The organism is Vulcanisaeta distributa JCM 11216 (assembly GCF_001315985.1).
GTDB classification, from domain to species: Archaea; Thermoproteota; Thermoprotei; order Thermoproteales; family Thermocladiaceae; genus Vulcanisaeta; species Vulcanisaeta distributa_E.
Genome location: NZ_BBBI01000011.1, coordinates 24,627 through 47,432 on the forward strand (window position 1 = coordinate 24,627; position 22,806 = coordinate 47,432).

General features: G+C 45.6%; 28 protein-coding genes and 6 pseudogenes. 7 read left to right on the forward strand and 27 right to left on the reverse strand.

Annotation, left to right across the window (positions count from 1 at the left end; translation table 11 throughout):
- Nucleotides 1–29: 29 nt before the first annotated feature.
- From JCM11216_RS09600 to JCM11216_RS09630, 8 genes and pseudogenes are all read right to left on the reverse strand, one after another.
- On the reverse strand, nt 30–812 hold the full coding sequence (locus tag JCM11216_RS09600) for a DUF2192 domain-containing protein (protein WP_054854068.1): 783 nt from the start codon (nt 810–812) through the stop codon (nt 30–32).
- Nucleotides 813–877: 65 nt separating this feature from the next.
- Nucleotides 878–1,425: pseudogene (locus tag JCM11216_RS09605) on the reverse strand (50S ribosomal protein L16).
- 50 nt (nt 1,426–1,475) lie between these two features.
- The gene (locus JCM11216_RS09610; RefSeq protein ID WP_243675951.1) at nt 1,476–1,754 is read right to left on the reverse strand and encodes a winged helix-turn-helix domain-containing protein; all 279 of its coding nucleotides are present in this window, start codon (nt 1,752–1,754) and stop codon (nt 1,476–1,478) included.
- A gap of 17 nt (nt 1,755–1,771) precedes the next feature.
- Nucleotides 1,772–1,939 (reverse strand): hypothetical protein, encoded by a 168-nt coding sequence (locus JCM11216_RS18725; protein ID WP_243675952.1) that lies wholly within the window; start codon nt 1,937–1,939, stop codon nt 1,772–1,774.
- Between the two features lie 5 nt (nt 1,940–1,944).
- Nucleotides 1,945–2,406, reverse strand: coding sequence for a hypothetical protein (locus JCM11216_RS09615; RefSeq protein ID WP_054854069.1), 462 nt, complete (start codon nt 2,404–2,406; stop codon nt 1,945–1,947).
- Complete coding sequence (locus tag JCM11216_RS09620; RefSeq protein ID WP_054854070.1) at nt 2,403–2,978, reverse strand: hypothetical protein; 576 nt, start codon at nt 2,976–2,978, stop codon at nt 2,403–2,405. Before JCM11216_RS09620 ends, JCM11216_RS09615 begins: the two co-directional genes overlap by 4 nt.
- Before the next feature lie 112 nt (nt 2,979–3,090).
- Nucleotides 3,091–3,486, reverse strand: a complete 396-nt coding sequence (locus JCM11216_RS09625) for a hypothetical protein (protein WP_054854071.1) — start codon at nt 3,484–3,486, stop codon at nt 3,091–3,093.
- A gap of 50 nt (nt 3,487–3,536) precedes the next feature.
- Nucleotides 3,537–4,502 carry a thioredoxin domain-containing protein gene (locus JCM11216_RS09630; protein WP_054854072.1) on the reverse strand — a complete coding sequence of 322 codons (966 nt, stop codon included), beginning with the start codon at nt 4,500–4,502 and terminating at the stop codon, nt 3,537–3,539.
- A 101-nt stretch (nt 4,503–4,603) separates the two neighbouring features.
- Between JCM11216_RS09630 and JCM11216_RS09635 the strand changes: the two genes are divergently transcribed.
- Nucleotides 4,604–5,023 (forward strand): hypothetical protein, encoded by a 420-nt coding sequence (locus tag JCM11216_RS09635; RefSeq protein ID WP_054854073.1) that lies wholly within the window; start codon nt 4,604–4,606, stop codon nt 5,021–5,023.
- A 408-nt stretch (nt 5,024–5,431) separates the two neighbouring features.
- Here the strand turns inward: JCM11216_RS09635 and alaS are convergent.
- The 16 genes and pseudogenes from alaS to rpl18a form a co-directional block, all read right to left on the reverse strand.
- Nucleotides 5,432–7,758, reverse strand: a pseudogene (gene alaS / locus JCM11216_RS09640) (alanine--tRNA ligase); the annotation flags it as partial.
- Between the two features lie 250 nt (nt 7,759–8,008).
- Nucleotides 8,009–8,712: pseudogene (locus JCM11216_RS09645) on the reverse strand (MBL fold metallo-hydrolase).
- A gap of 240 nt (nt 8,713–8,952) precedes the next feature.
- Nucleotides 8,953–9,888: a 50S ribosomal protein L10 gene (locus tag JCM11216_RS09650; protein ID WP_243675953.1), complete on the reverse strand. Its 936-nt coding sequence runs from the start codon at nt 9,886–9,888 to the stop codon at nt 8,953–8,955.
- Nucleotides 9,889–10,212: 324 nt separating this feature from the next.
- Entirely contained in the window at nt 10,213–10,407 is a 195-nt protein-coding gene (locus tag JCM11216_RS09655) for a hypothetical protein (protein WP_243675954.1), read from the reverse strand.
- Nucleotides 10,408–10,530: 123 nt separating this feature from the next.
- Complete coding sequence (locus JCM11216_RS09660; RefSeq protein ID WP_054854075.1) at nt 10,531–10,896, reverse strand: amidohydrolase family protein; 366 nt, start codon at nt 10,894–10,896, stop codon at nt 10,531–10,533.
- Nucleotides 10,893–11,048: a hypothetical protein gene (locus JCM11216_RS09665; RefSeq protein ID WP_243675955.1), complete on the reverse strand. Its 156-nt coding sequence runs from the start codon at nt 11,046–11,048 to the stop codon at nt 10,893–10,895. The genes JCM11216_RS09660 and JCM11216_RS09665 overlap by 4 nt, the downstream gene beginning before the upstream one ends.
- A 72-nt stretch (nt 11,049–11,120) precedes the next feature.
- Nucleotides 11,121–11,522, reverse strand: coding sequence for an amidohydrolase family protein (locus JCM11216_RS09670; protein ID WP_054854077.1), 402 nt, complete (start codon nt 11,520–11,522; stop codon nt 11,121–11,123).
- A gap of 186 nt (nt 11,523–11,708) precedes the next feature.
- A complete protein-coding gene (locus tag JCM11216_RS18730) occupies nt 11,709–12,122 on the reverse strand; it encodes a hypothetical protein (protein WP_243666812.1) in 414 nt (137 codons plus the stop codon).
- A complete protein-coding gene (locus JCM11216_RS18735; protein ID WP_243675956.1) occupies nt 12,038–12,367 on the reverse strand; it encodes a hypothetical protein in 330 nt (109 codons plus the stop codon). The genes JCM11216_RS18730 and JCM11216_RS18735 overlap by 85 nt, the downstream gene beginning before the upstream one ends.
- 76 nt (nt 12,368–12,443) lie before the next feature.
- Nucleotides 12,444–12,965, reverse strand: a complete 522-nt coding sequence (locus JCM11216_RS09680) for a hypothetical protein (protein ID WP_054854079.1) — start codon at nt 12,963–12,965, stop codon at nt 12,444–12,446.
- Nucleotides 12,966–13,010: 45 nt separating this feature from the next.
- Nucleotides 13,011–13,229 carry a hypothetical protein gene (locus JCM11216_RS18740; protein WP_243675957.1) on the reverse strand — a complete coding sequence of 73 codons (219 nt, stop codon included), beginning with the start codon at nt 13,227–13,229 and terminating at the stop codon, nt 13,011–13,013.
- A gap of 8 nt (nt 13,230–13,237) precedes the next feature.
- Nucleotides 13,238–13,480, reverse strand: a complete 243-nt coding sequence (locus tag JCM11216_RS18745; RefSeq protein ID WP_243675958.1) for a hypothetical protein — start codon at nt 13,478–13,480, stop codon at nt 13,238–13,240.
- A 61-nt stretch (nt 13,481–13,541) separates the two neighbouring features.
- Entirely contained in the window at nt 13,542–13,754 is a 213-nt protein-coding gene (locus JCM11216_RS09690) for a hypothetical protein (RefSeq protein WP_243675959.1), read from the reverse strand.
- Between the two features lie 141 nt (nt 13,755–13,895).
- On the reverse strand, nt 13,896–14,819 hold the full coding sequence (ftsY, locus tag JCM11216_RS09695) for a signal recognition particle-docking protein FtsY (RefSeq protein ID WP_054854080.1): 924 nt from the start codon (nt 14,817–14,819) through the stop codon (nt 13,896–13,898).
- Nucleotides 14,820–14,831: 12 nt separating this feature from the next.
- Entirely contained in the window at nt 14,832–15,266 is a 435-nt protein-coding gene (gene pfdA / locus JCM11216_RS09700) for a prefoldin subunit alpha (RefSeq protein ID WP_243675960.1), read from the reverse strand.
- A gap of 32 nt (nt 15,267–15,298) precedes the next feature.
- The gene (rpl18a, locus tag JCM11216_RS09705) at nt 15,299–15,547 is read right to left on the reverse strand and encodes a 50S ribosomal protein L18Ae (RefSeq protein ID WP_054854098.1); all 249 of its coding nucleotides are present in this window, start codon (nt 15,545–15,547) and stop codon (nt 15,299–15,301) included.
- 84 nt (nt 15,548–15,631) lie between these two features.
- Here rpl18a and JCM11216_RS09710 point away from each other — a divergent pair.
- The 4 genes and pseudogenes from JCM11216_RS09710 to JCM11216_RS09720 all read left to right on the forward strand — a co-directional run bounded on the left by JCM11216_RS09710 (nt 15,632) and on the right by JCM11216_RS09720 (nt 17,907).
- Nucleotides 15,632–16,173 (forward strand): annotated as a pseudogene (locus JCM11216_RS09710) (multiprotein bridging factor aMBF1).
- A 57-nt stretch (nt 16,174–16,230) separates the two neighbouring features.
- The gene (locus tag JCM11216_RS18750) at nt 16,231–16,587 is read left to right on the forward strand and encodes a hypothetical protein (RefSeq protein WP_243666797.1); all 357 of its coding nucleotides are present in this window, start codon (nt 16,231–16,233) and stop codon (nt 16,585–16,587) included.
- Nucleotides 16,584–17,360 (forward strand): GTPase, encoded by a 777-nt coding sequence (locus tag JCM11216_RS09715; protein WP_243675961.1) that lies wholly within the window; start codon nt 16,584–16,586, stop codon nt 17,358–17,360. Before JCM11216_RS18750 ends, JCM11216_RS09715 begins: the two co-directional genes overlap by 4 nt.
- Before the next feature lie 10 nt (nt 17,361–17,370).
- Entirely contained in the window at nt 17,371–17,907 is a 537-nt protein-coding gene (locus tag JCM11216_RS09720) for a transcription factor TFIIE (RefSeq protein ID WP_054854081.1), read from the forward strand.
- A 48-nt stretch (nt 17,908–17,955) separates the two neighbouring features.
- Here JCM11216_RS09720 and JCM11216_RS09725 read toward each other — a convergent pair.
- The 3 genes and pseudogenes from JCM11216_RS09725 to JCM11216_RS09735 form a co-directional block, all read right to left on the reverse strand.
- A pseudogene (locus JCM11216_RS09725) lies at nt 17,956–19,319 on the reverse strand (FAD-dependent oxidoreductase).
- Nucleotides 19,320–19,358: 39 nt separating this feature from the next.
- Nucleotides 19,359–19,595: a hypothetical protein gene (locus JCM11216_RS09730; RefSeq protein WP_054854082.1), complete on the reverse strand. Its 237-nt coding sequence runs from the start codon at nt 19,593–19,595 to the stop codon at nt 19,359–19,361.
- A gap of 92 nt (nt 19,596–19,687) precedes the next feature.
- Entirely contained in the window at nt 19,688–20,302 is a 615-nt protein-coding gene (locus JCM11216_RS09735; protein ID WP_243675962.1) for a hypothetical protein, read from the reverse strand.
- Nucleotides 20,303–20,496: 194 nt separating this feature from the next.
- Here JCM11216_RS09735 and JCM11216_RS09740 point away from each other — a divergent pair.
- Both JCM11216_RS09740 and JCM11216_RS09745 read left to right on the forward strand, forming a co-directional pair.
- A pseudogene (locus JCM11216_RS09740) lies at nt 20,497–21,965 on the forward strand (gamma-glutamyltransferase family protein).
- Between the two features lie 73 nt (nt 21,966–22,038).
- The gene (locus tag JCM11216_RS09745; RefSeq protein WP_243675963.1) at nt 22,039–22,788 is read left to right on the forward strand and encodes an ABC transporter substrate-binding protein; all 750 of its coding nucleotides are present in this window, start codon (nt 22,039–22,041) and stop codon (nt 22,786–22,788) included.
- Nucleotides 22,789–22,806 lie beyond the last annotated feature (18 nt).

Below are 22,806 nucleotides of genomic sequence, written 5' to 3' on the forward strand. Positions count from 1 at the left end.
GAATTGATTATTTGATTTTAAAGAGTATTCTACTGAGCCTTTGGTATGAATGACCTCTGATCCTCATTTGGAAATAGCCTATCAAGGACTTTCCTAGGCACCTTATACACCCTGAGGGCTATCTCCCTAATCAACTTATCATGAGGTACGCATTTAGTCAGGTTAAGCCTAAGGCAGTGTGTGTATTTCATGATCTTCTTCTCCTCAATCTTCTTAATATTACCAAGCGCGATGTCCTCAGCCACTCTAAAGGCTACATAAAACCTCACATACCTCATGAATCTATCTGCCAGGTCTGGAAAGGCTGTGCTTAATGCTTTATATGTGCCCACGAAGTTCTCCTCAGGGAAGTCTGGAAACCTCATTATTGTACCAGTGAATACATACCTCAATAACCTAAATCCTCTCTCCTCGGTCTTAGGCCCCAACACCTCATTATCAACCATTTTCCTAAACTGTTCAGTATCGTTATTATCACCTAGTTGAAAGTTTTTATTCTTAAGGAAGTTATACGCCTCGTCACATGCAATTTCCACATCAAAGATGTTCTTGAGCGCATTGGCGAGCTCGCCATCAAGTAGGCCTAGGCCGTACTTACCAACTATGTATACCGTGGCTATTTCCTTATCGTAAATCCTAACCTTACTAAAGCCCCCTGAAGGCTCGACGCCCTTCTGTTTATAAATAATATATACTAACTCCTCGAGTTGATTCCTTGTACTTACCTCATTCCTCATTATCTTACTCCATATCTCCGTGACGGCCTCAATACGGTCTTTATACAACTGCCTAGCATCTAAGCCACTACTCATATTAGCAATCCACCTACTCCAAAGTCTCCAAAAAACAGTGCCTTATAACCCTTGTGCTTCAGGACCTATGACTGAGTAGCGGCCTTAACCTGCTGAGATCGCTTGGGGAAGATAACAATCCTCGTTGGAAGAGGTAACTTGGATGCAGCCCTCCTAAGGGCTTCCTTAGCATGTGCCAGGTTCTTATTCTCAACCTCAAGGTGCATTATCACTGTGCCTGGCTTAAGTATCCTCGCAGCCCTACCTGAGGGTACGCCAAATGATAACCTCATGCCCTGCTGCAGACGGTCCGCACCGGCCATGGCTAGCATCTTATTTTCCCTAATCACATGGAATGGGTAGACATTTATCTTTAGGTAGAAGTTGGGGTCATTAACGTACTTAGACAGGTACTTATACGCCATTTGCCTAGCAGCCTCGAGGGCATTAGCCTTATCTGGCCGGTCTCCTCAGCCACAAGCTCAACCACATAATCAAACCTAGCCCTCTCCCTGGGCTTCGTATTACCAAGCTCAAACCTAGGTATTTGAACATATGGGGCGCCAGCTATGTACTCAGTCCTCGTGTATGGCCTCTTCAACCTCCTATAACAACGCGCGGGCCTGAGTGGCATAGCAACGTCGAATTACTGGGGGAAGCATGGGTATTTAAACACTACGCCCATTAAATCCTGCCAATCCTCAACGAACCAACATACCTCTTAATCCACAGGACCAACTCCTCATACGTCCTCTCACCATCCCTCGTAAGCCTAACGAAGCCATCACCATCAACGAGAACAAGGTTCTTCCCAATCATCCAATTAAGGTACCTCTCCAACTTATCATACGATAAACCACAGGCCGTAGCCAACCTAGTCCTCTTCATAGGCCCATTATTGACCAAGGCCTCGATGATCCGCGCCAATACGTATAGGTCAGGCCTGAATTCCCTGGAGTTCATGATAAAGCCACCTAAGCTCAATAATTAACCCGCCCAGACCATAGCTTCTTGACGTCATTAACCAAGCTATCCCACTCAAGGGCCAATGTAATGGTGATAGTGATGACCACGGCAATCGTCATGAAGAGCCACGTGGGTGCCTCCGCATAACCGAGGAATACCGTAATCCAGGACGTAATGAACAATGCAATTATGAGGAGTAGTATGCAAGGGCCAATAGCTTAACCACCATGAGTAATATGTAACCAGCCCTCGCCCTATTTATCCTATACTCAATATCCGTGAAGTCAAGCGATGATAGGACCTCAAGGATCCCCGAAATGCCTCGATTAATTAACTCAGGCCAATCGGCATAGTGATCTGCGACCTTGCTTAACCTCTCGATACTTAAATAAGCATTGGCGGGCAGTGCGATGAGCAATGCCATCAATAGCAAGCCGCCAACTGACGAGAGGAACCCCCCCAATCTAACGGGCATCGTGACCAAGTACCAGAGGGAAAACAGGATGTAAATACCGAATACAATACCTATGATCAATAAAGTTTCGAGCAAGAGCCTTGGTAATGCGTCCAGGACATTATTTATGCCGTCAATATGTATCAACGCATCCCTTAATGCCATTAACTTAGCCCTGGCTTCCTCAATGCTCATACCACCATCACCACGTACTTAACATCCACTATGAATGCGGCTGGTTTACCATTGACCGTCGATATAATAACGTAATAACCACGTATGCATGATAAGCCCTTAATAATGTCTTGCACACCATGCACATAAGCCGGGATGTATACGTAGCGTATGACCACCGGGTTTGTTTTACCGCTTATGTATGTATAACCAATCGTTACTGATCCATTAACGCCTAACACAGTAAGGTAGTCCGCACATGAATATGCGAAGTAAGTACTTGGTGGAAATAGGTTCGTTAATTCCATGGAATCACCAGGGTTTAGAATTATCGTGGTTTCATTGGGTAGATATATGGCTATTGACGTGTTTGAGGGGGGGTTCATTATCACCATTGAGACTTTAACGAACGCGTTCCTCGCCATCAATATCAGGAGTAAATAATTTGATGTGGAATTCACACCTGCGAAAATCGGTTCCTCATAACCGGCCAGGTTTTGCGAGTTGACTGCGATCAGCGTTATTTCACTGAGAACTATAAGTATGAGTATTATTAGGGCAAGCCTGAAAAGCAATTTTCTGTATTTGTTCATTAGGTTCGTGTCTCCCACGACATTTTAATCCTAACTCCCCAGCGGGGGGGAGTGCAGTCATGTTGAGCTCCTCCTTTGATTGCTCTGTATCCTAACTATGGCCTCCGCAATGTCACCATTCGCCTCCCTTAATGCCTTGATCGCCTCCTCCTTGTACAGCCGGTCTCCTCCATGACGAGTCTAATATCGTCCTCACTCGGTTCATACTGCTGTGGGGGGGCCTTTGCACGGTGGCTTGTTGGGGTTGTTGTATTATTAGTGATGTTCTCGGCTGCTGCATCGTTGGTTGCGGCTTAACGACCTTAATATCCGAGTCACTGGCCTGCACTTGATATATTGATAGTCCCTGTATTTTCATTCTGGCAACCATGGGCTTATTAATCTCGATGGTTGAGCCATCGCCAAGATAAATAACCACCTTAGTTACGTTATTCACCTCCTCTAGATTTAAGTCTTGTATACCAAATCGTTTAAGCATTCTCTTTACTTCCCTTGGGTTTATACCCACGAAGCCTTAACACAGCAGCTATATTTAAGCAATTTTCATCTTAAGGAGCGTTAACCACAGTATGGTCCTAACATTTGTGCTATTGTTTGTGATGAGCATCCGTAGCCGAGTACGTGGGTTGGGAAGTACTGGATTACGTAATATATGGAACCACTGCTTATGAGTTTGTCCAGATACCCGCCATACTCCAACTGGAATATTGCACAGTACGGGCATTCTGGGTCTAGGAACTCAATAACGGTTATATTCGCACTCGGGTTGCCAATACCAAGACCACTTGAAGCCAGTTCTCTAATAAAGGAAACCTGGGTTGAATTGGCCCTAAATCCATAACCAAGCTCCTGGCCTTGATACGTAAACGTAGTTATATTACCTAACTTACTATAATTAATGGCGTAGAAAACAAGGGGGGGTGACGCGCCGGCAAGTACATAGGTTATATTATTTGCCTTATTAAGGACGATGAATAATGGGGGGGTTCCAAGTAAATTACCTGGTACATTAAGTGTATAAGCCATTGTATTAATATTACTTAACGCACCCATTACTACATTTGCCAGGTACTGATCGCTCTCATTCACGGCGCAACTCGGATATTTATTTGCCAGGTACTGATATTGGGCTATTGGATACATTAATAAGTATGTAATATTATTCGTCTGTTCATAATAATACAGATAGTTATATGCAATTATGTATATGCTATTCACGGTATTTAATGTAGTATTTCCGCCATACTTATTATAAATGCATATAAGACCAAGCCAATTCTCAACACCTCTCTCAAATGCCTCAGCAAACGATACAGTTTGGGTTGTTGATGATGAAGATTGAGATGTTGAGTTTGTTTTGGGAGAGGTCTGGTTTTGAGTCGAGTTTGTTCCTACATTTATTAGTGGTTTTGCCATTAGTGGTGGTTTAGGCGCAAGGAAGTAAACTAAAACCGCGACAAGTGCCGCTGCGAGTACTATTACGGCTATTAATAATATCCTGTTTATGCTCGCGGTACTTGACATAATCCCCCCCTATCATTGTTTAGGATAAGTTAAAAACCTTACTAACCTTCCGTAGGTTCATTAAGAAAGACATTAATAATTTAAATTAAATATTAATTATAATGGCTATTCGATTACGGATCAAGTTATCATCAATGATGGGTAGGACCACGGTAACAAAGGCTTTGGTGACCACGGGCTATGAGACCCAGGAGCCGGAGGTGTTAATACCCAGGGGCGTTGCCGAGGACCTAAACCTACTGCCCAAGTTACCCAGTGGTTCCGAGGTTAGGAATTACGTGCTAGCTGACGGAACGGTGACTAGGTTAATACTAATACCCAATGCGGTTCAGGTCTGGGTCCTTGAGAATGATAGGGAAGTGGGTGGTATCACGGCGCACGTAGCAGTTAGTGACCGTGCTGATGAGGTATTACTAAGTGATAAATTGGTCAGTAGGTTAGGCATTGTTTTACTGGATATTGGTGAGGGTGTTTGGTGCTTTAGGGATGAGATTGGGAGGACGGTTAGGAGGAGCCTATAGAACTTAGGAATGCCTTAACAGTACTTATGAAGGTATCTATCGGCGGTTTGCCTGGGTGAATCCCTGCCCATAGGTCGTTGACCCACCACCCTTACCATTAACGCTTACGTTAAGTCTCGCCATTAATTCCCTAATGCCCACGCGCTTGGCGGTTTCAGGACTTAGGTAAACCATGTACTCGGTTCCATTACCAACCCTATTCACTATCAACAACACGGTGTTGGGCCTAGCGCTTAAATACTCCTTGGCAAACTCCTGTATGTAATTCCTATCCTCATTCTCATACTCCATGTACGTAAAGCCAACACCGTTTATCGTAGTTTCCCTATCCATGGCCTCGGCAATATCGCCCCTAATGGCCTTCCTGGTTAACGCCTTTATCCTACCCTCCATCTTATTCACATCGCTAAGCAACTCCTTAATGCCCTTAACCACGTCCTCCCTACCACTACCAATTAATTCAGATACTTCATTGATGGAGTCCTCAAGGGACTCTGCGTAGTTGAGTGCGTGCCTGCCCGTGGTGAATATGAATCTGACAACACCCTCCTGAATCTTCTCAACCTTAACAATCTTAATCAACCCAATCTCACCGGTACTGCTCACGTGCATGCCACCACACGCCTCCACATCATATGGGCTATCGTCAGGGCCCACCTGGACAATCCTCAGCCTAGCCCCCCGGCACCGCGCCTCCCTGGTATATGTAGACGCCGAACTTCGACTCAGCCTCGGTCCTGCCCAGCCACCTAATGATCACTGGGTAGTTGGCAACAACCATTTGGTTTGCCAACTCCTCAATCTTCTTGACCTCATCCTACTGGGTAACTTATAATGCGTCACATCAAGCCTACTGAAGGGCACGTTCTTCTCCGCACCTGCCTGCCAAACATGCCTACCAAGGACGCGCCTAATGCTCTGGAGCAGTATGTGGGTCGCGGTGTGCATTCTCATTAGGTCGAGCCTACGGGTAGAATCCACAATGCCCTCCACAGTCTCGCCCTCCATTGGCGGCTCACCCTCAATAACATGCACGATCACTGGGCCAACCCTCTGAACATCGACAACCCTCGCCTCACCCCTGCCATGCTTAATAATGCCGTGGTCAGCCACCTGCCCACCACCCTCTGGGTAAAACGCGGTTTGGTCTAGAACCACGTACTACCCTAATGACCCTAAGGACTTGGCGTTGAATTGAAATAGCCTCATATTCTCATAGAATAATTCCCTGGTCTGTGGTAGGTCCTGAACCTCCACTGGGTTCACATCAACCTTAGGCTTCTCCTCACCGACCTGTCTCTGATACCTGGCGGCTAGCCTTGAGTAGAAGTCGTCAGGTACTGAGACACTTAGTCCAAGCTTTGATGATGCGACGTCACGCACAATCTCTGGCGGTAGTCCCTGTGAGTCATAAAGCATCATTAAGTCATCAACCGTGAGCTCCCTCTTGCCGGTCCTCCTCTCCCTATCCCTAACGACCCTATCAATAATGCCTGGCGCCTGCCTAAGTAGTTCCTTAAACTTCCTCTCTTCGAGGTCGATTAATTCAAGTATTGTTTGCCTCTCCTCATAAACCTCTGGGTAATCATCCCTTAGGAACTCAAGCTCCATGTTCATAATCTCTGTAAGCGGCATTTCAATACCTGCAACGTACATGCTCCTAAGCATCCTCCTCAGCAATAGCCTACCCAGGTAACCAACACCGGAGTTGCTCGGTATTACGCCATCGGTCATCATCCAGGATAGCGTCCTACCATGGTCACTAAGCATATACAGTGTCTCCTGGGCCTTAAGTACGTTCCTAACCTCATTGACATCCATGCCGACCTTGCTCGATATGTATTCATAGGCCTTCTCAATGCTCGTAACCTCAGGGTCAAGCTGCCCAAAGTAGGTTGCCATGTGCATTAGCATTTCATCGCTTGGCTTTGGAAGACCTAGCCTACTCCTTAGCTTCTCAATGAATGGTCCAAAGACAGCATCATAAACGGTGGGTTTACCCGTGAGTAACCAGTAGATTCTCTCGAGTCCATAGCCCGTGTCCACGATCTTCATGGGCATCTCCACGTACTTACCATTGACAGTCCTATAATGCATAAAAACGAGCGTAGCTATTTCTAAACCACCCACGAGAACCTCGAGGCACTCACCCGCATTACCGCCGCCCTCCCAAATATTCTCCTTATACGTGATTTCGTCGTCCCTGAGGCCGAGTTCCTTCGTGAAGAACTCATGCGCGTACTCAACAGTCTCGTCAATCCAGTAAATGTACTTATCGGGATAATTAAAGGCGTGGTGTGCCATCATCTCAAAGCCCGTTAAGTGCCTACCGCTACGGCCGACCTTATCAATATCCGTAAACCTAATGCTGGGTTGGGAAAGAGTCAGTGGATTTGCTGGTGGTGGTACAATGCCCTCGGTGACCCATGCTGGAAGTCATAAATTGAGGCGCCAACTAAGTAAACATCGGACCTCCAACGCGCAACCACTGGATACCTCTTAATCCTAACATGGCCATGCCTCTCGAAGAAGTTTAGGAATCTTTCCCTAACATCCCTAATGGACTCAGGTCTGAATTTGCCGGGTGGATTGCCTATGAATAGGTATGGTGTGCAGGGTTGGTCACCGCAGGATTCCTGGTCCTTATTCAGCGTCCAGTAGTGGTGCTTGCAGTATGGGCATTGCTTCCTGTAAAACTTCATCCTGTCGAATAACCTCGTCCTCAATTCTTCCATAACTTAACGATAAATAAAAATGGGATTATTTTTATATTTTGTTCCTGTCGCAATTAAAAATCACTATTTACGCTTTGTCTCAAGGTCTCGGAAGTACTTATACAGGCCATCAACGGCCATTCCAAACAGGTGATAATGAGCTCATGTTCCTAAGCCTATCATAAACCCTCCTAAGGTCTTGATCCCTCTCCACGAGAATCCTCTCAAGGTCACTAACACTCAACCCTCCCTAACAGCCTCCTCAGCGGCCCTACCCCCAAGCATCCAATTGCCTGAGGTGCCTATTCAATAGGTCGGTGGCGTTGGGAACGAGCAGGTGATGCGTATAGGCTATGTACCTTGGATTCCTAGCTACCAACTTCTTGACACTATCAACATACAAGTCAAACCTAAGGGGCTCCATCGTGGTTGGTATTATGTAGTCGAGGTCCTTAACATAGATGCCCGCCGCGTCTCCGACAATGAGTATGTCCCAGGGCTCAACAATGAAGGATTGGTGATGGCTCGCGTGACCCGGCGTGTGTATCACCTCCACGGTAACGTCACCGATGGTCATCCTATCACCGTCCTTAGTCTCCCTAGTATTCCTACCTGGTATCTCAAGCGGCCTACCGTATAATTCACCGAGCCAGCCCATGGCCTCCCTAGCAGGCACCCAAATAATGTCTGGATTTGGTAGGACCTTTGAACCCCCCTTGGATGAACGTAAACCTCGATATTTGGGTTAAGCCCCCCCGCTAATGCACCGGTGCCGCCGTAATGATCAATGTGTACGTGCGTAATAAATACATGGGTAACATTGCCTAACCTCATTAATGCATTCCTCAGGTCGTTACTGGATACCGCAGGTCCTCCCTCGAAAACTATTACACCTCTGCCTGTGTTTATTGCATACACTGAGACTAGGTTACTAAATCCACCTGGCTCTAGGTCTATTTGATATACATTATTCATTACCTCAATTGTCCGCACCATAAATAAACTTAAGACGTACTACTTAATAAATTGTGTGATAATTATATTATATATGGGGGGGAAGTAGTGAAATATAAATAACGAATATTGTATTTTATGAACCAAACAGGCTGGAGAATCCGGCCGCAATCTCTTCATCACTTGGGCCCTCCTTCTTCTCCTCGGTCGTCTCTTCCTTCTTTTCCTCCGACTTCCTTTCCTCTGCCTTAGTCTCGCTCCTTACTTGTTGTGGCTGCTGAGGGACCTGAAGCCCAAGCTCGGGGGGGCCTTTGGCGCTATTACTGAGGCAAGCGCGTTTGCCTCTGATACGGCCTTAGCTAGTATATACTGCGCAGTCTCCGGAGTTACGTACCTAGCGTTAACGGCTAGGTTCAGTGCCTCCATGTGGGCCTTGGCAATGGATACCCTAAGTACCTCTGGTGTTGGGTATGCCGTGTTGACGGCCAGGTTAAATGCATACCTAACGGCATCCTCGACCATTGACCTATACGCACCAATATCCAACCTAAGGTTATCAGCGGCTATTACATACTTACCCTTCAGTATTGCCGCCTTTATCTTAAGGGTCTCGAATATGGGCTTTATATTCAATTTCTTCAGGATCTCGGCAGCATCTTCATTGATCTTATCACCCTTCTTAACGACCACCGTGTCCTTAACAATCCATATCTTACCGTCCTGAACCTTGATCGGTATCTTCAACTTACCAAACTTACTCATTATTGGACCTGGGCCCATGTTCGTATTACCGGCGGGTGCCACTAAGTCAAATGGCGCTACATCGCCAGGCATCGCCTCCCTCCTAACTCCTGTGCTCCAAATCCACCTGGCTAGTTCGAATGGGTTCTCATTCGAGAATATGAGGAGGTTCTCACCAGTGAATAACTTCTCAACATCCTCACTTACACTACCCATTAACTGCCTAAGTGCTATTAGCACAAGGGTGTTCTTCGCCTTAATTACCCAGGCACCCCTCCTCCTGAGCCAGAACCTATACTCCTGGAGAACCCTGTTGGATGTTTCATGAATATCGACGATGAATGCAGTTTCATACTTGCTAAATAAATCCTTCAATTCATTAACAATCCTAACCTTCTTTTCCGGATAGGGCTTCGTCCTAACGTATGTACGCTTAAACACTGGTTGTGAAGCCATACTGGCAAGAACCGCTCAAATGATGCACTTAATTAATTTTTCTTTCAATAGGTAGCTTAATAATGCAACATACGTAAGTGGGCATTAGTTGACGGTTCCTTGCCCTTCAGGGTAGGGAGGAGGTTGGTTATTTTTGATTTACTCAACCTGGGTCACCAATAATGGATTAACACAATTGGTTACATTAATGTTTCGACTCTATGGGTTATTTAGCTTGGTTGGCTTTACTTAATCCCCCCCATAATATCCATAAATATGTAAATTAGAACTACTGGTTCTTACGGGTTAGGCTAAGCCCATTGACTTAACATCGTTGTGGTATTATCAAGGCCAGTTAAATGGTAGCATTGCTAATAACCTGACGTATTCATACCGAGGGTTTATGTAGATACCTACTATTAACCACGTAATTAACACGTTGAGTTCGATAACCATAGCCGTAACACCAACAGGTACCGACAATTGGAGGATTAGGCCAATGAGTCGCTTAACAACAGAACCCATGCTTTTGATGCTCATGATCACTCAATCAATTTTATTAGTTCATAAGTGGTAGTGTTTCCCACCAACGGTATTGAATGTAATACTTCCATTACTTAATGGTACTGTTTACCTTAGGGTTGGTGCAAGTACGACTAATGCTCAGAAACGCAGAAGTCTCTCGGCGTTTTCATGCGCTATCTTTTCTTTATCCTTATCGCTTATTGGTAGTTGGTGAAGGAATTGGACAGCCTCCTTCATAGATGAGTATGGGTAATCCGTAGAAAACATTATCCTTTCCGCCCCAACGTGCATATAAAGGTCAAGGAACGCGGGAATAAAGTTAAACCCGCTTATCGTGTAGCTTACATTCTCCTTAAGATAAGCGCTAATGGGTTTTTCAAGTCCTGTTAGTCTCGGAGGAAGCACTCTATCGAGTCTCTCCATAAAAAATGAAACTCCCTCTCCTAGGTGGCCTATTATGACCTGGAGTTTAGGATGCCTATCAAAAACTCCGGCAAGAATCATCCGCAGTACATGAACGGCTGTGTCGATGTGCCAACCAAAGCCTGCTGTGGAAAAACCATCGCAACCTCCTTCCTCAGTCCATTTTCATAGTAAGCTTCAAAGACGGGGGGTAGGAGGCACATTTGGATGTAAATATATGGGAACCCCCCCAAGATCCTCGGCTCCTTGTAACAAGGGTTCAAAAAATGGATCGTCAAGATACCTACCCTTATAGTTACCACTTATCATAGCGCCTTTAAAATGTATTGCTTTACTGTCCTTTCAAGTTCGTCAACCGCCTTTTCCGGATCGGCGATTGGGAGCGTGGCAAAGGCTGCAAACCTTTCAGGATGTTTCATTATTATATCTGCGACGTAGTCGTTAACTTCTCTTGAAAAGGCCACGGCTTCTTCAATATCTAGTTGTTCTTTTCCCGGAGCCACTAGAGAGAGTACTTGTAGGTCTACCCCTGCTTCATTCATTTCATTAATCCTAAGGGTCTCGATATCTAATAGTCTCCTCTTAATATCAGGATCTTGAGCATAGCTAAATGCGGGAGGAGGTACCATTTTGTATTTTCTAGTAATTTTATCTGGAACGGAAAAGTGTTCCTCAAGAGCGATGATTTTCTTGAAGTTGTTCCTCACAATCTTTGCAACCCTTTTCCTGCATTTAAAAATAATGGTATTCAACCAGGTACTCACAAAAGGGAGTTAGATGGGAAGGATCAATTTGCCTAATAAAGACATAACAATATAATTCAATAGTATGATAACTACATGACACCTCTGTGAGCACAGGAAACCGAGTTTGAACTTGCTCATGAATTTTAATTATCGTGATATAAACGGGTTCACGCTTACAGGCGAGCTCATGGTTAGTTTTATTATTACGTTTCTTAATTGTTCAGGCCTAACCCTCTTGAGTATTTCGTCAAGCACCGCCGCTATGTTCTCGGCAACCTGCTTTGGATCCATGTCCTCGGTACCTACCTTACACATGACCTGCGGTTGGTCCTTAACCCTAACCCTAACGCTTCTCTTTAGCCTATCAATAACGGCCTTGATGTCCGCGTTTGGCTGGACAACCTCAGGCATCTTGTTCCTGGGACCCAGTATTTGACCCATTACCCTACCAATGAGCACCATCAGGTCTGGTGTGGCTACGAAGTAGTCATAGGAATTGGCCAGTTTCCTGATCTCCTTCTTATTACCGGATAGTTTCTCAATGTCCTCCCTGGTGAGTATTGCGTCTGCCTTGGCCTCCTTGGCCGCGAGTACCATGCGCCCGTAGCCATCACGCAGACCCTCGGTTCCTTACCCTGCAATGGATGCGGCAGTGTAATGGTTATGTTGAATCTATTGGCTTGGTTCTTAACGTCGAAGTCCTTGAACCTAATTATTAACTCGTATGTCTGCTTAAACCTCCTCCTCTTCGCCTTTGCCTTGGCCTCCATGACAGCCTTAGTTATTGCGTCAAGGTTTAGGCTCATAATCGCGCATTGTGGAGAAACCCCCTTATTAAAGCATTTTTCCCTACTAATGCTGTGTTTTGATTAATTCCCTAGTTTATAACCTGCCCTCCTGCTTTAATAGCTCTTCGTACTTAGTTATCACATTATCATAGGAACCCGCGTCCAGCTCCTTCAGTACTTGCTTCGGGTCCTTACCGTTGATTGTAACGCCGATACTCCTGCAGGCGCTTATTACCTGCTTAAGGGCATTCCTGAAGTTCCTACTCCTTAACTCCTCCCACTTTATGTAGGCTATCTCAGCAAGCTTCTCAATGCTTATGTCCCCCCCAATCAACTCCTTAACTGCTTGATGACTACCTGTGTCCTTGCCAATGGCCTTCATTATAAGGTCAGCGATAGGTGGTAGCTCAGGCTTTACCTCAAAGTTCTTCGTGTCTTCGTCTACCTCTACCTCTACGAATACATTGTTAATGCCGTAATTGGCCAGTATTTTCGTCTTTTTATTGATCTCCTCAGTGACCTTACCAACATCGATGCCATACTGACTCAATTGCTGAACTGCAGGTCCACCCGCCTTACCTGGCGCGACCGCTATCTTGACAACTCTCTTTGCCATATCGTAGGACCTGCCTAATGTAGGTATTTAACGTTTTTGCTATTATTACTTACTTTCAATTTTCCTAACACCCTTAATATTCACGATAATGGGCATCGTACTAGATGAATCAAGTAATTCCAGGTAAACCTGACCCCTCTGCCTATCAATATCCACCACCTTGCCTCTATATCCTCTAAATGGTTCGACGATTATTTCAACAACATCACCAACATTAATCTCCACGGGCTTAGCCAGGCTACTTACTACTTCATCAACATTCATAACACCCCCTAACCATGCCCCCTATAGTGCTTAATACCCGTGGCCAAGTCTTGAATTTCATAGGGCATCGAACCCTCCACAAACACAAAACCCTTTAAGGAGGGCAGAACAACTATTGCTGTTATCTTAACCTTATCCAGCCCCTTATGCTCAGCCCTGGACTTAAGCATGAAGGCCACATTATACTCCTGATTACCCACAGCCCTGAGGGCATAAACCCTACAACTCATTGCCTGCTCAGCACTACTCATTGCCTCCTCCCTAACCTAATGAGTTAATAAAACTTGCCCAATAATGGATTGCCTTTAGGCCTTACCTGCGGCCGAGACCCCCCCTTGTGCTCAGTATAACAAGTATGAGCATCACGGCTAGTATAATAATTATTGTAAGCACAACAATTAGGTTGAGCGGGTATGGCAGACTAAAGTTGGCGCTGCTCGTCAAGTACTGCTGAGCCACACTGAATAGGAATGAATAAACACCGAGTATTGCGACTATTAATGAACCCAACTTAAGGATTATCATGTAATTATCCTTAGTCGCTTCTTAGCCACCTTGAATATCCACGCCAGTGTGCTTAACCAATTCATTATCCTCTTACTCAAGCCTTCATTGCTCATTACGGTTTATGGCTAATCAGTGATTATAAAATTTTCTAATCATTCATCACAATACCAATTGCTTAAAAAAATCCAACTTATTAAATGGTCTTAAGTCATCATACCCCCCCTGCCCAACACCCAGGAAATAAATGGGTCTCTTGAGCTCGTGAAGGAAGGTCAGTATGGCACCACCTTTCGGGTACGCATCAACCTTAGTGACTACCAAGCCGTCAATCCTCACGTACTTACTATAGTACTTGGCAATGTCCAGTGCCTCATTGCCCAGCAATGCATCTGCGATGAATATGGATATGTCAGGTCTACTAACCCTCTGCACCTTACTTAGCTCATTCATTAGGTTAGTGTCTGTGTGCATTCTACCGGCTGTGTCTATCATTACGTAGTCAATACCCCCCCTATTCCTGGCGTGGCTTATCGCATCGTAGGCAACAGCGGCTGGGTCGGAACCATAGCCATGCTTTATAACCCTAACACCAAGCCTCGTTGCATGACCCTCCAACTGCTCAATAGCGCCGGCTCTATAGGTATCAGCCGCGGCCCAAACGGCCGTGTAGCCTCTCTTCATTAGTTGATGCGTTATTTTAGCAATAGTTGTTGTTTTACCATAACCATTGGGGCCCAGGAATAGGAGGACGACGGGTTTCTTTTCCTGAAGCATCTTAGTGACCTCGCTCATGAAGTCCACATCAGGTACATCACTAAATAGTTTGTTCATCACATCGAGTACTCCATTTTTAATTATTGATTCCTTATCACCAAACCTAGGCACCCTTAGGTCTCTCAGGTAATTAATTATTGCGTCGCATATTGCGTCGGCAACGTCAACGGCAACGTCGGACTCCACCAATTGCATGAATAATTCATCACGAATTTCATTAAGCTTATCCTCGCTTAACTCCGTCGTTGTTATTGAATTAACTAACGTGTTTGTGAATGTTTTAAACGCATTCTTCAATTTATCAAACATTTAAACGTCACCTTACTGTCCAGGTTGTTGCTGCTGCCTAATGGCCGTGCTTATGTAGAGGAGGAAGTTATCAATATCCGTTATCCTCTTCGCGATATCCGCCGACTGGGTATCCAGTTTTGACTTCAGTTCCTCAAACTCCTTAATCCTCTCGTCAATATAATTTATGGCATATGACACATCCATTTCAATAACGAAATTAGCGCCAACACTCACAAGGACCTTCTCACCTTGGGTTGGTGAGGCTCTAATGAAGACTCCTCCACCAACTCCTGCATATGTGTCCTGAACCAAGCCCTTACTTAATAGCGTCAGCATGTCCTTGGCGCTCCTTAACTCATTTAATGACTGGGCAACTAGCGCTAGGTTTTGCCTAACAACATCAAGTAGTGCGGCCAGGGAATTCCTCTCCTCCACAAGCCTTTCAATGTCCTCCCTTGTTATCACTATTCGCTGTGGTTGCTGGGACATTAATAGCATCACCACCTAACCAGTGACTCCATGGATAATAATTGCAGTATCTCTGTGTGTTTGATCTCATCCTTATTTATCTCCTTAACCTCCTCAATCTTTATCATACTCCTCTTCAGCTTATGCCTACTCCCTAACTCGCTATATGCAATCTCCACGGCCTCGCTCGGCTTTGTAGCCAGCAACTCCAGGGAAAACCTTTGCCACTGCATTCCAACCCTCATACGCCCAACTATTCTATAAATCCTAACCGACACGTTGATGAATTTAGGCATGAAATATTTAATCTTTTCCCAATATGTTTTTAAAGGAGAATTACCAATACTAGTCAGGTGAATGGTATGGTCCTGACATGCGACGTCTGCGGTGCACCAATTGAGGGTGAACCCGTCATTGTGGAGATTGATGGTGCAGTACTAACGTTATGCCAAAAATGTGCCCGTAAGTACACCAGCGTTAAGGGTGTTAAGGTAATTAGGGGGGGCCCATCGCAAGTCCAGACGACGCAGCAATCAATGGTTGTTGCCAAACGTGAATCCAGGAGGGGGGGGTTACGTATAGGGTCAGTAAGCCTAGGGTTAATGCCGATAGGTATGAGGTCGTTGAAAACTATGCCGAGCTCATTAGGGAGGCTAGGGAGAGCCTTGGCATGAGTAGGGACGTGCTGGCTAAGGTCATTGGTGTTAAGGAGAGTATATTGAGGAGGATTGAGGATGGTCAGTTAATACCGGATATTGAGCTTGCCAGGAAGCTCGAGAAGGCGCTCGGTATTAGCTTACTTAGGGAGTCCGAGGATGTTGGCACGGAGACCCAGAGACCTGTTAGTAAGTCATTAACGTTAGGTGATGTGGTGACTCTCCGCGAGAAGAGCAAGGGTAAGTGATCTGCCTACATATTGTGGCAATAGTTTTAAATAACGAGTGAGATACAAAAATGCATAGTGGGTAATAATAGGGCTAAGGCATTATTGCTTGTTGCCGATAACGTTGGAGAAAATAGAATCAGGGAATTTCAATTGCTCAGTGAGGCTGGCGGTTATGAGGTTCTTGACACGATCATACAGAGGAGGAGGCCTGACACGCGTTATTACCTAGGCATTGGTAAGTTGGGTGAGGTTGAGTCGCTCGTTAGGTCCCTTGGGCCTGACGTGGTGATTACGTATCATCAATTAAACCCGATACAGTACGTTAACCTTGAACGTAGATTAAAGGTTAAGGTCATGGATAGGATACTGCTGATCCTTGAAATTTTTGAGAGGAGGGCTGGTAGTAAGGAGCTAAGCTCCAGATTGAATTGACGAGACTCAGGCTCGAGATTCCAAGGGTTAGGGAGTTCATTAGGCTCGCCAAGATGGGTGAGCAGATAGGCTTCTACGGCGGTGGTGAGTACGCAATAGAGGCTTACTATAGGTACATGATGAGGAGGATAGCCCACATCAGGAGGGAGTTAAGTGCCATTAGGAGGAGGAGGGAGATGCTCGTAACTAAGAGGAGGGATTACGGGCTTCCGCAGGTCGCGCTCACGGGTTATACGTCGGCCGGTAAAACCACGCTCTTCAATAGGTTGGCCGGGGGGGAGAGTAAGTACGTTGATGGTAAGCCCTTCGCGACACTGGACACATACTCAAGGCTTGTTGATTTCAATGGGTTAAAAGCGATATTGACCGATACCATAGGCTTCATTGATGACTTACCACCATTACTCATTGAATCCTTCTACGCAACCATTGCCGAGGTGCTCAATGCAGATCTTGTTCTATTCATGGTGGATATAAGCGATGATTACCAGGAATTCTCGAGGAAAATCATGAGCTCCATAAAGATATTTAATGACTTAGGGATACCCAGGTCTAGGATACTGCCTGTCCTCAATAAGATTGATTTAATGAATAACGTCGGTATTAATGATAAAATAGGTCTTGTGAAAAGTGAATTCCCGGATTATGTGATAATATCGGCGAAGGCAGGTATTGGCATTAACGACCTTAGGAACGCAATAAGGGCTAGGTTAGAGCCCTTAATCATTGACAGGAAACATGGCAATAGTAAGGATTTTAACCCAATAGATTAATCACCCATTAATGGTCGAGGATCTAGAGACGTCTTTATTTCTTGAATACGCAAGGAGGAAGATAGCCTTTGAGTATGATAATGAAGATATGGGTGAATTAGCCGTTAAGATCCTGAGAACGTTGATTGAGAAGGGCGAGGCAGTACCTGATGAAACCCTCGCCCTAATATTAGGCATAAGTGCCACGGAGATTAGGAGGATACTGCATGTAATGCATAAGGCTGGTCTCGTAGGTCTCATTCGCGAATCCACAGATCAGTATAGGTATGAGTATAAGTGGTTCATCAATAGGGACTTCATCAGGAAATTCCTCGTGCAACATATTAACAATGTTTCATCAAAGCTAATGCATAGGATAAATGCGCTAGGCACAACCACGCTTTATATATGCCCAACATGTTTCAGAGGCTACACGCTCGATGAGGCTTACGAGTATGATTTTAGGTGCCCTAGGGATGACACAGAATTAGTACAGGCAGATGTACCCTCGGAAATAACATTCCTTTCAAATGTCATTAAGAATTTACGTAGGGAGGAAAAGGAATAATGCGATAAATTAATTTAATGATACGTTCAATTTGACCACACTATCGAATTAATACTTGCCTTTGGATAATACCCTGGCTGCTGTGATTAGCGGGTGCCAAATTGGCGCTGTTGGTGGTGAATATGATAGATCAGCGAAGAAGAAGTCATCAATGGTGGCGCCCTTCCCTATCAATGCGGCTGCCACGTCGATATAACCAGCAATTATTTTGTCAGGGCCTATTACCTGAACTCCGAGAACCCTACCGCTTGATTCGTCAATGGTCATCTTAATATTAACTTGGACACCACCTGGGTAGTAATGAGCCGTGGTTCTGGCCTTAATCGTGGTAGACACAGGCTTGAACCCCCCTCCTCCCTTGCCTGCCTCTCCGTGAGCCCGGTCCTAGCCACGTAGAGACTGAACACCTTAGTCACGGCAGTACCTAACACACCTGGGAATTTTAGGAACCTGCCCTTGACTGCATTCGCACCAGCCACCTGCCCCCATCTTATTAGCCGGCGGTGCCAATGCAACGTACATCCTCTTCCCAGTGATTAAGCTCCAGGTCTCAGCCACGTCACCAGCCGCATAAACATTCGGCACAGAAGTCTCCATGTACTCATTAACCCAGACAGCCCCCCCAGTCTCGCCGAGCCTCGCGCCAGCCTTAACTGCGAGATCCACGTCCGGCCTAACGCCAACACCCATAACCACCTTATCAATATTGTACTCGCCCTTCTCCGTAATGACCTTATTCACGTGGCCATTAACACCCCCCCTGAAGCCAACAACCTTCTCATTAAGGTGTAGCTCAACACCATTCTTAATGAGTTCATCATGTATTAGCTTAGCCATGTCCTCATCAAATGTCGTTGGTAATACGTGAGGCATCATCTCAAATAGGAGCACCCTCTTACCGAGGTTCCTAAGCGCTCGGCAACCTCAAGGCCTATGTAGCCACCACCAACCACGGCAACGGTACTCGCCTTCTCTACTTCCTCCCTTAATTTTGGCGCTTCATGTGGAAGCCTGAGTGTCAATATGCCATTTAGGTCGTGGCCCTCCACAGGAAGTGTTATTGGTTTTGCGCCGGTGGCTATTATGAGTACGTCCCATTGATACTTAACCGTTTCATTACCCTCCCTGGCATACACGACCTGGTTCTTAGTGTCCACATCAAATACCTCAGCGTTTATTTTAACGGTTATTCTTCTCTCCTTAGCGAACTCCTCCGGGGGGGTATATATCGCTAGGTCCTGAGCCTCCTTAACCACACCACCTATGTAATAAGGTATTCCACAGGGTGCATGGCTTATGAATAGGCCCTTATCAAGCATCACTATCTCTGCCTCCGGGTCTAGCCTCCTAGCCCTAGCTGCTGCCGATGCGCCGGCGGCGCCGCCACCGACTATTACAACACGTTTGCCCATATAGTCTCCAGAACTACTACGACTTAATTAGTTTTTCCATTAGCCACAATCGCCATTGAACCTCATTAATAACTCATTAATTATCTTCCTAGCGGCCAATGCATGTCTCCTTCTGATGGGGGGGTATTGAATCGCTAATTCAGTGCCACCCAACTCACCCGCACTTCCATACTTGATGCACTCAGCCACGTATCTGCTCACGTGGGGTGTTAATGTCCACGCTATTAATTCGTGAATAACGCCATCATCGATAACGCTTGGTATTCTCTTCATCATCTTTATAAACGTTGATGAAACGAGGTACTTCCTATCAAGTATGTAATGGAGGAATTCGTGAACGAGGGTATCAACTACATTACTTATATCGTTTAACGTGAGGTCTCCCCCCTAGAGATAACGTCATTTAACCTAAGTAGGTCCCAGATCGACAATGCGATTACCTCGTTTCTATTAATGGGTATTATCTTCCCGTAAATGGTCGGGTTATGGGTAAGCAATATCCTTGGCATGTCGGTCTCGAATACCTTACTCATTATCGTTGACGCCTTTAGTATTAATTGAAAGTACGTATCCGCATTACTCCTTGCTATGCTTACCCTATCATCAACGTAGTACTCACAATCATTATTGCACGTGATCATTAACTCAATGATCAATGTCGGGCTTGCCTTAATGGTTACTATGTATGTACGGCCATGCCCCTTCATACTCTCTATAGTCACGTACTTATTAACGTCATAATCCCTCATGAGTGATTCCACGGTATCTTTAGTAATTAAGGCGTACTCCTCACCATGGGGGGGCATGAAGTCAGGGTTAACGGAGCCCAATAAATTTAGGATTAGGTCGAGGGTGGATAATGCGATTCTTAATTTAATGCGTTGTCTATTAAGTAAGAATACCAATGTATTTATGGATTTTAAGTTGTTTAGGAAATCATTATGAAGCTTTCCAACATAGTTCCATGATAAGTTAGTCAGCATGCTAATTATCACTGATGCAGTATTAATTTTATTATCAGTAATTTAAATGATTCTTTTTGATGCATTAACTATCCTTCTGCGCAATACTATAAAATTTCCAGGTGACGCATTACCACGTGCCCTTGCCAATAGTCAGTGGTGTTAAGCCTCCCTGGATTACGGAATTGGGTGGCGTCGCCTCGGAACACCCCCCCGTGGCCAGTAGGTTGGGTCTTGATGTTCTTAACCTAGGTGGTAATGCCGTTGATGCCGCAATAACAACATCACTTGCGCTGGCCCTTACGCAACCACACCTGGGCGGCCTTGGTGGTGACTTCTTCGCAATGATTTACATGGCCAGGGAGGGGGGGAGGGTTTACTTCCTAAATGCGAGTGGGTGGGCACCGCGGAGACTGAGTAGGGAGTTATTAATGCAAAGGGGGGGGTTGAATGCGGTACCAATAAGGGGTCCGCTATCGCCTGTGGTTCCCGGGTTATTGGCGGGGGGGCTTCATGCGATGTGGAGGCGATTTGGAACCAGCGAGTGGAAATCCTTAGTAAGACCTATTGTTGAGACTGCGAGGAAGGGTTTCCCAGCAAGTCCAAGTTTCGTTAAGGCCATAGAATCACTTAGGAGTGACATTGTTAATGATAATGACTTCAAGTCAGTATACCCAATAAATGCCAGGCCCTGGGATTTGATTAGGATTGAGCCGTTGGTTAAGACCTTCGAATTAATAATGGAGCACGGACCGACATACTTTACAGAGGGGAGGTTGGCGAGGCTATCGTGAATTACGTGCAGTCCGTTGGCGGTGTTATGGAAATGAATGATTTGACTGAGTACGAACCTGAATGGCGTGATCCACTGAGCATTGATTATAAGGGCTTGACAATCTACGAGTCACCACCCAATACCCAGGGCATAACCACGTTGATGATATTAAAGCTCCTGGAGGAGTTGAATGTTAGTGCCAATGCGTGGTCACGTAGTAGGATTGAGACTTACCTGGGCATTTATAGGATTGCCTATGAGCTTAGGGACTCGTACATCGGCGACCCGAGATTCGTTGACGTACCAATCAACAAACTCCTTGACCCGGAATTCCTGGTGTCCACGTATAAGTCCAGGGTTAGTAAGCAATTAAGTGGTTCCGGCGATACCACATACTTCGTTGTCGTGGATAGGGAGGGTAATATTGTAAGTGCCATCCAAAGCCTATACCAGCACTTTGGTTCATTAGTTACCGAGCCTAGGTATGGAATCACGCTCAATAATAGGGCCTCGGACTTCTCAATGGATGGTCCGAACGCATTAATGCCAAGGAAGAGGCCGCTTCACACACTAAGTACTGTAGTAATCACTAAGGATGGAGAACCAAAGTACGCACTTGGAACCTCTGGGGCCCACTTCAGACCACAGCAACACACTTTATTTATAACGAACATTGTTGATTACGGGTTAAGCCCCCCCGTGGAGGCAATCGACGCGCCCAGGTTCCTGTGGGATAGAAAGTCATTAATCATTGAGGAGGGTTACGAAGTAGCGGGCTTAACAGAACCACACCAAGTAATTAGGTACCCTGGGCGAACAGGCGTGGCAAGCGTAGCCTCATTTCTCAATAATGGTAGGAAACTACTCTACGCCGACATACGCGGTGATGGGCTGGCCCTCGGTCAATAACCTTGTGTTTATGGCTGCGAATGTATGTGCGTGCGGGAAGTACTTATAAATAGGATGCTTATCCTATTATCGTATGTCGAGGGGGGGAATTTCGAAAGCGTTAGTTGTGGGAATAGTCGTAATAATCGCCGTGGTAATCATAGCCCTATACTACGTAACTCAAGCCCAATCATCAAGGCAGAGCATGCATGGTGCTGGCGTTAATTATCCAATAACGGTGGTTGATTACCTGGGCCGTAACATCACGATATACTCACAACCAAGCACCATAGGTACCGTAAGCCCTGACTGCACACAAATAATATACGCATTGGGCTTTGGTGATAGGGTTGTTCTAATTGATATTTACTCCGAGCAATTGCTTAAATACCTAAACGTCACAGTGCCGAGTAACGCCACCACTATTAACTCGATATATGGGTCACCACCGATAGAGCCAATAATAACCGCGCACCCATCACTACTCTGCGCAGATGCTGGTTTCCAGCCACAGCTTACGCAGAATGTTGGTACGTTAGGTGCGGCTAACATTACCGTGATATTCATAGGTGGTACGAGCAATACAAACGTGACTGGCATAGAAAGTGACATAATGCTAATGGCTAAGGCACTTGGCGTTCCAGGTAAGGGCGAGGAGGTAATAAGTCACATGAATGCAGTTATCAATTACGTAGAGGGTAAGGTCTCGAATGAGCCCAGGGTAACCGTAGCCTACATATCGTGGTACAACCCAATCTACGTCGCGGGTAATTCCTCATTCGTTGGTTACTACATTAATCTAGCCGGTGGTTACGACCCATTCAACGGCATGTACCCACGGTAAGCCCAAGCCAATTACTCA

What these genes read in the sequence shown, in the direction of transcription:
- JCM11216_RS09600 (WP_054854068.1), bottom strand. Translation starts at nt 812, where the DNA reads ATGAGTAGTGGCTTAGATGCTAGGCAGTTGTATAAAGACCGTATTGAG.
- JCM11216_RS09615 (WP_054854069.1), bottom strand. Translation starts at nt 2,406, where the DNA reads ATGAGCATTGAGGAAGCCAGGGCTAAGTTAATGGCATTAAGGGATGCG.
- JCM11216_RS09720 (WP_054854081.1), top strand. Translation starts at nt 17,371, where the DNA reads ATGGTCGAGGATCTAGAGACGTCTTTATTTCTTGAATACGCAAGGAGG.
- JCM11216_RS09650 (WP_243675953.1), bottom strand. Translation starts at nt 9,888, where the DNA reads ATGGCTTCACAACCAGTGTTTAAGCGTACATACGTTAGGACGAAGCCC.
- JCM11216_RS09630 (WP_054854072.1), bottom strand. Translation starts at nt 4,502, where the DNA reads ATGTCAAGTACCGCGAGCATAAACAGGATATTATTAATAGCCGTAATA.
- JCM11216_RS09655 (WP_243675954.1), bottom strand. Translation starts at nt 10,407, where the DNA reads ATGAGCATCAAAAGCATGGGTTCTGTTGTTAAGCGACTCATTGGCCTA.
- JCM11216_RS09680 (WP_054854079.1), bottom strand. Translation starts at nt 12,965, where the DNA reads ATGGCAAAGAGAGTTGTCAAGATAGCGGTCGCGCCAGGTAAGGCGGGT.
- JCM11216_RS18740 (WP_243675957.1), bottom strand. Translation starts at nt 13,229, where the DNA reads ATGAATGTTGATGAAGTAGTAAGTAGCCTGGCTAAGCCCGTGGAGATT.
- JCM11216_RS18735 (WP_243675956.1), bottom strand. Translation starts at nt 12,367, where the DNA reads ATGAGCCTAAACCTTGACGCAATAACTAAGGCTGTCATGGAGGCCAAG.
- JCM11216_RS09730 (WP_054854082.1), bottom strand. Translation starts at nt 19,595, where the DNA reads ATGATGAAGAGAATACCAAGCGTTATCGATGATGGCGTTATTCACGAA.
- JCM11216_RS09690 (WP_243675959.1), bottom strand. Translation starts at nt 13,754, where the DNA reads ATGATAATCCTTAAGTTGGGTTCATTAATAGTCGCAATACTCGGTGTT.
- JCM11216_RS09745 (WP_243675963.1), top strand. Translation starts at nt 22,039, where the DNA reads ATGTCGAGGGGGGGAATTTCGAAAGCGTTAGTTGTGGGAATAGTCGTA.
- JCM11216_RS18745 (WP_243675958.1), bottom strand. Translation starts at nt 13,480, where the DNA reads ATGAGTAGTGCTGAGCAGGCAATGAGTTGTAGGGTTTATGCCCTCAGG.
- ftsY (WP_054854080.1), bottom strand. Translation starts at nt 14,819, where the DNA reads ATGTTTGATAAATTGAAGAATGCGTTTAAAACATTCACAAACACGTTA.
- JCM11216_RS09735 (WP_243675962.1), bottom strand. Translation starts at nt 20,302, where the DNA reads ATGCTGACTAACTTATCATGGAACTATGTTGGAAAGCTTCATAATGAT.
- JCM11216_RS09635 (WP_054854073.1), top strand. Translation starts at nt 4,604, where the DNA reads ATGGCTATTCGATTACGGATCAAGTTATCATCAATGATGGGTAGGACC.
- JCM11216_RS09660 (WP_054854075.1), bottom strand. Translation starts at nt 10,896, where the DNA reads ATGATTCTTGCCGGAGTTTTTGATAGGCATCCTAAACTCCAGGTCATA.
- JCM11216_RS09620 (WP_054854070.1), bottom strand. Translation starts at nt 2,978, where the DNA reads ATGAACAAATACAGAAAATTGCTTTTCAGGCTTGCCCTAATAATACTC.
- JCM11216_RS09610 (WP_243675951.1), bottom strand. Translation starts at nt 1,754, where the DNA reads ATGAACTCCAGGGAATTCAGGCCTGACCTATACGTATTGGCGCGGATC.